We start from the raw sequence: 11,905 nt of genomic DNA on the forward strand, positions 1-11,905 counted from the left end.
TTTGGTTGTCACCGATTATTTTTATAATTTTGTCACCACTTAGTGACGTTATATAAGATGGAATTGAAAGAAACAGAAAAAAGGCTTCTTGAAGCCGTGAGCCATATCGTAGAGAACGACGGTTTTACCAAAATCGGAGTTAATCGCATAGCTAATCAAGCCGGATGCGATAAGGTTTTGATTTATCGCTATTTCGGCGGATTGGATGGTTTGCTCGTGGAATGGGCAAAGCGTCATGACTATTATTCGTTTGCCTATTCGGAGTTTATTGACACCATTAAACGAGCTAAAGACGGTAACATAAAGCAGATTGTTAAGGATGTGTTTATGTGTCAACTTAACTATCTAAAAGATAATGTACTCATGCAAGAACTTCTGGTATGGGAACTGTCAGGTCATTCCTCTTTCAAGGGAATCATTGAAGAACGGGAACGTATCGGATATAAACTGCAGGAGGAACTGAATAAGTTTTTGGATAGAGACAGTGACAACAATATGTCGATTGCAATAATCATATCCGCAATCAACTACATCGTTCTTTTCACAAGGCAATATCACAAAATCAACGGTATAGATTTCAGTAACCCGGAAGCATGGGAAAGAATGGAAGCTATGATTTCCAAATATGTGGATTTTATCTTTGACAACAATAATCTATGAAACATATTATAACAATAATACTTACATTATTTCTTGCAGCATTTGCTATGGCGCAGGAAAGAAATTATATTTCCATCTGCGGCAAGACCAAAACATCCATCAAATGGACGGAAGAACGCAAGAATGGAAAGATATACCTGTACACGGTTCAAGGTGGTGAGAAGCATGAGTATATCTTAGGAAGCGGTTATAAAACCGAGAGTTGGAAGATAGTAAATACTTCTTCAAACACCAATCTGTCAATCAGTCTGAATAATGGGATATACTCCATATCCGGCAAGTTCAACGGGAAACGGATTTCAAAGACGGTGAAAAGTAAAGGCAAGCCGTGGTATCAGAACATCGCCTATAATGCAGGGCTGACCCTGAAAAACGTAGAATCTGTGGAATATGAGTGTTTCCGCCCCGACAACATGAAACTATATACCATGTCGGCAGCAAAGAAAGGAACTGAGAGATTAGACGGAAAGAATGCCGTAAGAATCGAAGTCAGTCTTACCGGCTTTATGTCTGCTTTCTGGAGCTGTGATTATTACTTTGACACGAGTTCTCTGATGTTTGTGGGGTATAAAGGCGTAAACGGTGGCCCCGGAACACCTGAAACAAAAATATCAGTCGCGAAATGAAGACAATAATATTCTATCGTTCCTCATACAAAGGAAATACGCTGAAGATTGCGGAAAGCATGAAGGATGCCCTATCTGCCGAATTGATATCTATCGACAGCAATCCGTCAATCGACCTGTCGGATTATGACCTTATCGGCTTTGGCTCCGCGATAAACTTTGCCGCTCACGATATACGACTTCAAAGATTTGTTTCACTCCAAAATCTTAAAGGGAAAAATGTGTTCATATTCTCCACACGTTGCCGACCCTTCCTGGGGGCATATCATAAGCCCCTCAAGAAAGTTATCGAGGGAAAAGACGGAATTATAACCGGCGAATTTTCCTGCCGGGGATTTGACCGCACCGGGCCGTGGGTTATTATGGACGGCTACAATAAATCCAGACCGAATGAACGGGATAGGTTCAAGGCAAGACTATTTGCGGAAAAACTTCGATGGAAGTTGCATCCTTTGGCTCTTGCCCATAAAAATCCTGTTGCAGGATATTCAGATGGCATACCGATACGCCGCAAAGGTTCAGATACAGTAGCAGGTGGCAAGGTTGTGTTTCTCAATACCTCGACCTGTATAAACTGCGAGAAATGTATCAAGGTTTGTCCGATGCACATATTCGCACGAAGAGATACGGTTTTACCGACTGACGAGAAAAATTGTATTCAGTGCCGGTTATGCGCTGACAACTGCCCGACATCCTCAATATATATCCGTGAATCTTTTTTGAATGGATTGCGGATAGCTCTCATGGAATCATTCAGTAACAAATTGCAGAATAGTTATAAAGCTGAGGATAATCATCATTAGGTCTTTTAACCTAACACGGATGTCCGCTTTTTACTATCACAGGCTATTACGTCGCTGTAACTTTGCAGCGTACTAATCAAATAATAAAAAGTATTATTGCTGTACGATAAAACTTTTTGAGGCAAAACAAAATTAGGACTGGCACCTATTGCAGGAGTCAGTCCTTTTAGTTTAGTTTGTGTTGGCCAAAACATATTCTAAACTATTGCTGTCCGATAAAACTCAAATAGTGCAATAAAGTATGGCTCGAACACCGTAAAATCAGCGTTCGAGCCATAATTTGTTGAGTTATCTGAGTTTTACTGGGCAGTAATAAAAAAGCCTCGTTTGCGTTGAGTTGGCAAACCGAGGCTTAATAGATTCCTCCGGATGGAACGGAATCAAGTTAGGATGAGTTATGTTTTTGGCTGTATCTGACAGTGGAATTATTCTACGGTCACGGATTTGGCAAGGTTGCGTGGCATGTCGACGTTGCATCCTTTGCGGATGGCAATGTGGTAGGCAAGCAGTTGGAGAGGAATCGAGGATATTATTGGAGATATGCAGTCCGGGACAGATGGTATTTCAAGAATATCATCGGCTATTTGCGAGATTTCACGGTCATTTTCATTAATGACGGCAATAACTTTGCCTCCACGAGCTTTTACCTGTTGGATATTGGATATGATTTTATCATGGAGATCATCTTGAGGAGCGATGACTACTGTGGGCATCATTTCATCGATCAGGGCTATCGGTCCGTGCTTCATTTCTGCAGCCGGATAACCTTCGGCATGTATGTAACTGATTTCTTTGAGTTTCAATGCACCTTCAAGTGCTGTTGGATAATTGTAGCCACGTCCAAGGTAAAGAAAGTTGTGTACGTAAGTGTATATTTTGGACAAGTCTTCAATCTTTTCGTTGAGATTGAGTGTTTTGCCTATCAGTTCTGGCAGGTTGCTGATTGCTGTCGCTATCTGGCTGACTTCAGCATCACTGATTGTTCCTCTGAGATTTCCGACGGCTACGGCGAGCATTGCAAGGACGGTCACTTGGCCTGTGAAGGCTTTGGTCGATGCGACTCCTATTTCCGGGCCAACGTGGATATAGGTACCGGTGTCGGCTTCACGGGAGATTGAGGATCCTATAACATTGCAGATACCATAGACGAAAGCACCACTTTCATGGGCCATCTTGATGGCAGCGAGAGTGTCAGCTGTCTCGCCTGATTGAGAAACAGCGATCACGATATCATTGGGAGTGAGAAGAGATGTGCCGTAACGGAATTCACTGGCATATTCTACTGTAACTGGTATATGGGCCAGTTCCTGGAACATGCGTTTGCCGATTAGATAGGCGTGCCATGATGTCCCGCAGGCAACGATTACGATGCGATTGACGTTGAGAAATTTTTCTTTGAAGTGGTTGACTCCGTTGAGGAATATCTTGGTGCCGTTGTCATAGATGCGGCCTCGTATACAGTCTCGGATTGTAGCCGGCTGTTCCATTATTTCCTTAAGCATGAAATGTGGATAGCCTCCTTTCTCAAGTTGTGCTATGTCGAGATCTATCTGCTGAACAGATGGGCTGACTGCCTCATTATCGAGGTTGAAGACTTCAATGGCAGTTCCACGGCGGATAATTGCAATCTGATCATCGTCAAGATATATGATGCGATTGGTGTATTCTATGATTGGTGACGCATCAGAGGCCATAAAGAATTCATCGTCACCTAAGCCAATTGCAAGCGGAGAGCTTCGACGGGCGCAGATAACAGTGTCGGGATTCCTACGGTCTATAACTGCAATGGCGAATGCACCGATCACTCGCTGGAGAGCCTGGCGGGTAGCTTCATAGAGCGAACAGTTATTTGACGTGTGGATATGTTCGATCAGGCATACAAGGACTTCGGTATCGGTTTCGCTCTGAAATGTGTATCCGTTGTTGATAAGAAATTCTTTGAGGACGGCATAATTCTCAATGGTGCCGTTATGGACCATTGCAATATTGCCGGCGTTACCGACATGAGGATGTGCGTTTGTGTCGTTCGGCTCTCCGTGGGTAGCCCAGCGGGTGTGGGCAATTCCGACCGATCCGCTTATGTTTCTCGATGAACAGACGCTTTCAAGATCGTTGACTTTGCCTTTTGACTTATAGATGTTGAGATTGCTCCTAGAATCGATCAGTGCGACTCCGGCACTATCATAACCTCGGTATTCCAGACGGTGAAGACCGTTAATAAGGATCGGATAGGACTCACGATGGCCGATATATCCTACAATTCCACACATAATATATTGTATTTAGTTACTATTTTGATTTAATTTTTTCCAATGCGACTGTTGTTACAGCCATGAAAGATTATTGAAGATGTCAAGCATCTTTTTGCCTGTCTCCGGTTCGACTGAATTGATGAACATTATTCTGCACAACAATCATTCTTGAGTGCCACTGGGATTTCGGCGGATTCGAAATTACCAAGCTAGGTTATGATGGATGTGACAGAAATGCGGTATAAAAGGAGAGGAACTAAATTCTATTCGCGATTTCAGGCGGTAGAGAGGTCATCACTCTGTCAGGATGCGGTTATTGCGGTTCCGAATATTGTTGACTTTTGAGTTGAGGACTTCGCTTGCCTTGTAGACGTAGCGGGAAGCGTCGAGGAAGAGGTTAGAGTTGACGCCGTTTTTGCGGTAGGCCTTGAGGTGGTCTGAGAGGATGCGCAGGTGGCTTTTGAGACCGGAGGTGGAGGCGCCGCCGGTGCGCATGGCCACGCAGTCAAGCGGGATGTAGCGGGTGGGGATGCGCTGGATGTAGATCAGACGAAGGAGGTGTTCAAAGTCGGCGGCGACGCGGAAGTTGATGTCGAAGCTGCCGTGGCGGTCGTAGACGCTCTTGCGGCAGTAGAAGGTGGGATGGGCGGGCTGGAAGCCGAGTTTCATCATCCAGGGGCGGAAGGTGCGGGAGGAGTAGTAGCGGACACTGCGGCTGAGATCGGAGTCGTCGACGTAGTGGACGTCGGCATAGACGGCATCGATTTCCTGATCGGCGAGTTCGGCGGCAAGGGTGGCCACGATCGAGTCGGCGGTGAAGAAGTCATCGGAGTTGAGGATGCCGATGATGTCGCCGGTGGCCATTGCGATGCCTTTGTTCATGGCGTCGTAGATGCCGCGGTCGGGTTCGCTGACGTAGCGCAGACGGCCTTGGTAGAGAGGCTCAAGCTCACGGACGATGTCCATTGTGTTGTCTGTGGAGGCGCCGTCGACTATGATGTGCTCGATCTGTGTGTAAGTCTGTCGCAACACTGACTCCATTGTGTCGCGCAGTGTCGCACCGCTGTTGTATGTGGCGGTGATGATGGAGATTTTCATTGAGGTTAAATATTGTGTGTGATATGTTATTTAATAACATTGGGAATCATATTCGCTCACCTTTGATTACAGCCGGAATGCCTTGATAAATTTTATTAGGTTCAAGATCTTTTGTGGCTATCGAGCCGACTGATAAAAGTGTATTCTCTCCTACATTTACACCAGGGCATACAGTGGATTTAGCTCCTACCCAAGCTCCGTCCGCGATGTTTATTGGCTTGACTATTAAATCAAATGTTGGTAATTTATAATTATGATTTCCACATAGCAACATCGCACCTTGACTTATACAGCAATTATGACCAATTGTTACTGGTGCTAAATTGTCAATCCATACGTCTTCGCCAATCCATGAGTAATCGCCTATTTCAAGTAGCCAAGGATATTTGATGTTGATGCCTGGTTTAATAACAACGCCTTTCCCAATCTTAGCCCCGAAAAGTCGCAATAGTTTCACCTTGAATCTTGAAAGCGGATTAAGATGGTTTTTTAGAAAGATGACGTTGATAAAATACCAGCTAATACGTTTGATAGAAGAGCCCCCTGGATTATACCAGGAATTATCATATTGGCTGAGATTAGTTTTCATAGATAAAATCAGGTTTGACACCACCCAAAAGAAGCCATTTATACATATTGAGCATCTTTTTAGCTACCTTGTTTGCCTCGAAATTTTCGAGTACCATCTCTCGGCCGCGGCGACCCATTTCGAATAGTTCTTGAGGTGAGGTGGCGCATATTTTGTCTATCACAGAAGCAATAGATTCTGATGAGTTTTCAGTCCACCAGCCACAGTGGTGTTCATTAAGCGATTTCCAAGGAGTGCCTTGGCTTGCCATGACAGGAGTACCAACAAGAAGTGCTTCAGGGACAATCATGCCGAAGTTCTCCATGTCGCTAGGTACAAATAAAGCTGACAATTCTGCAAGTTTATCATACTTAGTTCGGCCAGAGACGAATCCGCAAAACTCCACTTTATTAGTAATTCCAAGGTATTGAGACATATCAACAAGATAGCGTGCATAATTCTTATCTCCTGAACCTAAGATGCTTACTGAGATATTTGCATCAGGACGAAGTGCCACTGCTTTAAGAAGTGCTTCACAATTCTTTCTTGGATGTAATCGTCCCAGGAATCCAAGTTTCCTTGTTTGTGCATTTTGCATTAAAGAGTTATTATTAGCACGATCTTCGAATATTTTAGTGATTTCTGCGTTCACAGGGACAGGATTGCCAATCAATGCAATTGATCCACGATACCCCAACTCTCTCAGATGAATCATTTCTGTCTCACATGTGGCGTGTATACAAGTAGCCCTTAAAATATCATTATTGAACCACAGTTTTAGCAACGGCCATTTCTTCCAATAACTTCGGCGCATGGTTTCTGGGTAAAGCATTCCATGAGGTGTAAGGACGTAAGGTTTGAGTTTAGAACGCGCACATTTGCACGTTTCATGTACAATGTATTGCCACATCCCGTTTGCATGATAAATGTCATATTCTGTGGAATATAGGATTTTTTTGAGATTTGGCGAGTAGTTGAACGGTCCGATTCCGTCATTAGAATAGGTCATAGCCCATTTGGCGTCAGTGCCAAGATTTGTATCATTTTTGTCCCGGAGATCCGGAGAAAGGATTCTAACGGAATCTATTGGATTCTGCATTGCGTTCAGAAGATCATAGGTACATGTCGCTATGCCACCGAACTTGGCACCGAGACCTTCTATTGTATGTAGTATTTTCATATTTGGTTTTATTAATTTAAGCTTTGGAACAGGGGCCATCTTCGTAGGGAGAATCCTTTCCCGATCTTAGATTTTCAATCAGTTGCAACAATCGTGCGGCAACGATACGTGGGCTATATTCCAATCTCATTTTTGAGATTGAGTAGTAAGCCATTTTGCGCCTTTGATCTGGATTCTTGAAAAGCCATTCCACTTTTTGACATAGATCGTCGAGAGCGTTGATGTCGGGATTATCAAATCCTGACGAGGATACAGGGCTACGGAATGAGAATCCTGTCTTCCCTGCATCAATAAGGTATGGGGTACTTCCTATGTCGTCACTTGCCACAAGGACGCAACCTGCTGCCATACTTTCGTTGGCTACAGCTCCCCATCCCTCATTACGATCGGAAGTAAAAATGAAGATGTTATGCTTACGCATATCAGCAATCAGTTCATCGTTGGGTTTGTTGTCGATGAATCGCACTACGTCATCGACTCCGAGTTTTTTTACCAACTTAATGGAACTGTTCTTGAGCTTACCCTCGCCGTACATGTCAAGTATGAAATTTAGACCTTTTTGCTTGAGACGATGCGCCATCAACACAGGAAGTTCGGGATGTTTCCAAGTGAGAAACCTCGCACACCACATAAGCTTTATGGAAGATCCTGATGAAATAGACTCCTGAATAACTTCATCATCAAAGTTATTTACACTGGTAAAATACCCCCACTTATAGCATTTATCCCTGAATGTAAACAGCTTGAACTGATCTTCTGCGGCAAATGCGCTGCAACAAAGTTTATAAAGAGGTTTGTGCTTCCATCCACCAAAATGGTAGGTTAGGAACATATGTAAAATCGTTGGAGAAAATAGGTTTATCCATCCTTTTTTCAGCCATCGTTCGCTCATGTCGAATGATAGTAGTCCTTTTTTCAAACGGGCTTTTTCAAACGGTAGCGCAGGCAGGCCGGAGAAAATGCAGCATTCGGCTGTCATAGCCAGTTTCATCGCCTTACAATAGCTTTCGTCTGATTCCCAAGCACACAATAGATAGGGGCGATTTCTGTAGTTTTTTGTACCCCCCTTTTTGTTGCTGTCATTGGGTTTGACAAGTTCAACAAAGCAATAACTATGGTTGGTCAACTCCCACAGTTCATCAGCAACACAGGCCTGATGGTTGTTGAGTATTATTGAATAAATTACAAGTTTCATTATCATCCTTGTGAAGATTGTCGTTATTTTGCGAGGTGATTAATACTTAAATCCTTGATATTAATTCGATATTTACCTGAGAATATCGGGAAATATCGATTAATCAAAATTACTGGGATTGAAATCAATAGACTTGTATATAACATAATAACCACGAATTCCACAAATTGAGGCAAATCGATATTGAGATGATTTATGAAGGACCATATGTTGCGTATCGTTACCGATTGCAGATAATAATATAAGAGAGAGTTAGAACCGATGAAGAGGATTAATTTGTTATATCGCCTAAATTTTGAACATAACCATATAAATGCAGGCACACCCAAAAAGGATTCTATTATGAAAAATGGATAATTTGTAAACGACTCATTGAAATTGCCAGAGTTTAGATTCCAATGAATGTCTGCAGACACAAAACAGATGTATATCATCATCAGTGATAGTCCAACTTTGTTGCGTAAAAAATGTGAGGTAATATTATAATCGCGACAAATCATTCCGATCGTAAAGTATACTCCAGCAAACATCGCATTTTTTAAATTCCAGATATAATGGTCTAAATCAGGTAAAACAAAATATATGAACATGAATAAAAATGGACATGCAAAATTTATGACTCTACCATACCTTTTGGATGCCCATAAAATGCATAAACCCAATAGTTCTATGATGACAAGAGCGGATATAAACCATGATTTAATACCGAGTAAAGATATCTTGATGTCTGTAGCAAATCCTTCATATTCTCCAATAAAAAAATTAAAAATAGATGTTAGGCAACAATATATGCAATAAGGTATGATTAAAGATGTAAATATATTCAATGCCTTTTGCGAAATGTGATGGTATTTATTCGGTGTGTTGAATAAGAAACCGCTTATAAAGAAAAAAACAGTTAAAAAAACTGGTAAATAAGCCTTTGTTAACCATATTTCGGCAATTCCAGTATGATGTGCTATTACACATAATAAGGAAATCCCTCTGGCGTTATCAATCCATAAAATTCTATTTTTCATACTTAATAATTATCATTGGGGGCATTTGTGAGATTTTCAATTGGTAGATATTTTTGATCTCTACAAACTCCTATGGTTATCCAAAATAAAAAGGAAAGAAAACTTCCTCCAAAAAAGATATAACCTTCGGTGAACATATTTACAGTTAGTAGCGTTATAACACCAAATAAAAACGGGTTACGCGAATTTTTTGCTACAGCGAGGAGTGCTTCCACATAGATACTACCAATAAAAATAAGACCGATTATTCCAGTCATAGACAAAACGCTTAACCAAGAGGAGCCTGGTTCAACTGATTGTCCTCCTGCTCCGATAGAGTTATCTTTGTTTGTTGGATCGACAGACACAAAGCCATAACCACAAATAGGATTGCTTTTAAATTCTTCGAATCGTTGATCCCATTTATCTTCCCTTGATGCGAACGTGCTTCCAGCAACCACATTCCCATTCTGTTTTTCAATTAGTCCCTTCATGGCGCCTTGCCAAAGAGGTATACTGCATGCCAATAAAATGAAAATGGCCACGAAATACTTGAAAAATGTTCCTAAATTAGCAGTCTTAAAATGGAGATATACAAATCCGGCCGCGATTGTGGATAGAAAAGCAGAACGAGAAGATGCAAATAAAACGCTTGCCAAACAGAGTATTGAGCAAGCAAACAAAAAAACACTTTTATTTTCTAAGGCTTTATTGACAATATATAATGAGCCGACCCCTGCAGTTGGTCCCAACAACATAGAATGGGAAGCTAATCCTCCGAATATTCCAGCTCTTGATAAATCTGTAATACCGTTTACCTGCATATAGTTTATGCCCAGAAAACGTGCAAAAAAGGACCCGACTCCGATAATAGCGCAGGAAAAGCAGATAATTTCAAAAATTCTACCTCTTTCGGATCTTAATATTTCACTTTGGCACATTCCGCTGCACGTGATAATAATTATGGCAAATAAAAGGTATCTTTGCCAAGGGCTGAACATTACATTAGGAGATGTTATCAATATTTGCAATGGAATGTACGATAACAGTCCTAAATAGATTGATTCATAATTTTTTGTATGCAAAAGACAATGGATGGCATATATTATGATTATGCCGTAAATAATAGTACTTGAAATGGGTGGCAAAAAACCAACTATTTTAGTAAGTTCGGCGCAAATAAACAATAAGACTATTTTATTGATGCCTTTTAGGTACTCATATATGGGAACAGCCCAGTTCGTTATTGGAAATATCATGAATATAAATCAGATAATAAAGTTCATCATATCCGACTTTCTAAATTTAAATTTTTTAGATAGTTCAAATACTGAGTTATCAGTTTATCAATGTCGTATGTGTATTTTAATGGTTGAGTGATCGGTTCTTTTATTTGCCGGCTAATCAACGTCGCCAAGGTTTTGTAATCATGTGGCTTAATCAGCCATTTGCCGCGATCGGCTTCGGGAACATATTCTGAGTAACCCTGATTGATGCATCCGATAAAGGGAACTCCGCATGCGGCGGCTTCGGTATATACACAGCCGAAACCCTCAAAATAGCTCGGAAGAACGAACAGATCCAAAGTATTGAAATATTCGGGTAACGACTCATGTGGCATTTCGCAGACAAATTCGAAATATCGGTTGAGCTGATGTTTGGAAATGTATTCGCTACAGGAGACAAGTGTAGGCCCACTACCTACAAAAGACACCAGAAGAGGTATATCGGATTGGTGTTTCACCACTTGTTCAACGGCCTTTATTAAAGTGATGTGGTCTTTAAGATCATTGAAATTGGCAATACATCCGATTTTGAAAACTGAATGATCGGTCTGTGTGGGGAGTTTGCGAAAGACCGTGGTGTCTACTCCGTTGTAAAGCACATAGGTATTGATATTTCGCGGTACCATCAGATGTTTTGCCGAGTGGAGGGCGGTCAGATACGGAGCATAACATTCATCTGGGTGGGGAGTGGGAAAATTCAGAAGATTATATCGTGTGTGCTCACTGATACATAGGTGCAGATCTATGTTTTTGAACTGACTGGTAAACTTTTTAACGCGATAGGTCACGTTGGGACGCCATGTCGCAAATTTGCCGCAACGAATCTGAAAAGGGTCGAGGTCATGATATTGCAACACTGTTTTGACATGTGGATTAAGATGCTTTATCGCGGTTGCAAAACAAGCGAAGCCGGCAGTGTGACAGTGGCATACCGCAATATCATCGGGATCGATATGGATGGCTTTGAGCCGACGTATCAGGCTCTGTCCATTCAGACCGCCTGACATGCCGTTGAAAAAATAACTTGGCATCTGTAAGCATGGGATGCGGTGGACTGTTAAACCGTCAATTTTGAATGAAGATGGCTTTTCAAAAAAGCCACAAGGCACAAACACCAGTACTCGATAATCCGATTGACGCTCAATGGCTTTGACTTGATCGAATACATATGCTCCTCTCCAGTTCCCCGGAGTGGGGAAAAAGGGAGTGACGCAGATATAATAACGCTTATTTGACATC

At 41.8% G+C, this 11,905-nt stretch carries 11 protein-coding genes; 3 read left to right on the top strand and 8 right to left on the bottom strand.

Going from position 1 to position 11,905, the window contains the following annotated elements; all coding sequences use genetic code 11:
- The first annotated feature begins 57 nt into the window (after nt 1-57).
- The 3 genes from FDZ78_RS12960 to FDZ78_RS12970 are packed head-to-tail and all read left to right on the top strand — an operon-like array spanning nt 58 to nt 2,089.
- On the top strand, nt 58-660 hold the full coding sequence (locus FDZ78_RS12960) for a TetR/AcrR family transcriptional regulator (RefSeq protein WP_107033042.1): 603 nt from the start codon (nt 58-60) through the stop codon (nt 658-660).
- Entirely contained in the window at nt 657-1,286 is a 630-nt protein-coding gene (locus FDZ78_RS12965) for a hypothetical protein (protein WP_136408723.1), read from the top strand. Before FDZ78_RS12960 ends, FDZ78_RS12965 begins: the two co-directional genes overlap by 4 nt.
- Nucleotides 1,283-2,089, top strand: a complete 807-nt coding sequence (locus FDZ78_RS12970; RefSeq protein ID WP_136408724.1) for a 4Fe-4S dicluster domain-containing protein — start codon at nt 1,283-1,285, stop codon at nt 2,087-2,089. The genes FDZ78_RS12965 and FDZ78_RS12970 overlap by 4 nt, the downstream gene beginning before the upstream one ends.
- A gap of 425 nt (nt 2,090-2,514) precedes the next feature.
- Here the strand turns inward: FDZ78_RS12970 and glmS are convergent, their stop codons facing one another.
- From glmS to FDZ78_RS13010, 8 genes are all read right to left on the bottom strand, one after another.
- On the bottom strand, nt 2,515-4,359 hold the full coding sequence (glmS, locus tag FDZ78_RS12975; RefSeq protein ID WP_136408725.1) for a glutamine--fructose-6-phosphate transaminase (isomerizing): 1,845 nt from the start codon (nt 4,357-4,359) through the stop codon (nt 2,515-2,517).
- A gap of 276 nt (nt 4,360-4,635) precedes the next feature.
- Entirely contained in the window at nt 4,636-5,439 is an 804-nt protein-coding gene (locus FDZ78_RS12980) for a glycosyltransferase family 2 protein (protein WP_136408726.1), read from the bottom strand.
- 46 nt (nt 5,440-5,485) lie between these two features.
- The gene (locus tag FDZ78_RS12985; RefSeq protein WP_107033324.1) at nt 5,486-6,028 is read right to left on the bottom strand and encodes a putative colanic acid biosynthesis acetyltransferase; all 543 of its coding nucleotides are present in this window, start codon (nt 6,026-6,028) and stop codon (nt 5,486-5,488) included.
- Entirely contained in the window at nt 6,018-7,187 is a 1,170-nt protein-coding gene (locus FDZ78_RS12990) for a glycosyltransferase (RefSeq protein ID WP_107033339.1), read from the bottom strand. The genes FDZ78_RS12985 and FDZ78_RS12990 overlap by 11 nt, the downstream gene beginning before the upstream one ends.
- A 16-nt stretch (nt 7,188-7,203) precedes the next feature.
- Complete coding sequence (locus FDZ78_RS12995) at nt 7,204-8,382, bottom strand: glycosyltransferase (protein ID WP_124076148.1); 1,179 nt, start codon at nt 8,380-8,382, stop codon at nt 7,204-7,206.
- Between the two features lie 23 nt (nt 8,383-8,405).
- On the bottom strand, nt 8,406-9,401 hold the full coding sequence (locus FDZ78_RS14985; protein WP_107033325.1) for an acyltransferase family protein: 996 nt from the start codon (nt 9,399-9,401) through the stop codon (nt 8,406-8,408).
- Between the two features lie 2 nt (nt 9,402-9,403).
- The gene (locus FDZ78_RS14695; RefSeq protein WP_160631876.1) at nt 9,404-10,204 is read right to left on the bottom strand and encodes an O-antigen ligase; all 801 of its coding nucleotides are present in this window, start codon (nt 10,202-10,204) and stop codon (nt 9,404-9,406) included.
- Nucleotides 10,205-10,665: 461 nt separating this feature from the next.
- Nucleotides 10,666-11,904 carry a glycosyltransferase family 4 protein gene (locus FDZ78_RS13010; protein WP_124076151.1) on the bottom strand — a complete coding sequence of 413 codons (1,239 nt, stop codon included), beginning with the start codon at nt 11,902-11,904 and terminating at the stop codon, nt 10,666-10,668.
- Nucleotide 11,905 lies beyond the last annotated feature (1 nt).

Origin of the sequence: Duncaniella sp. B8, assembly GCF_005304985.1 — a bacterium.
Classification (GTDB): Bacteria; Bacteroidota; Bacteroidia; order Bacteroidales; family Muribaculaceae; genus Duncaniella; species Duncaniella muris.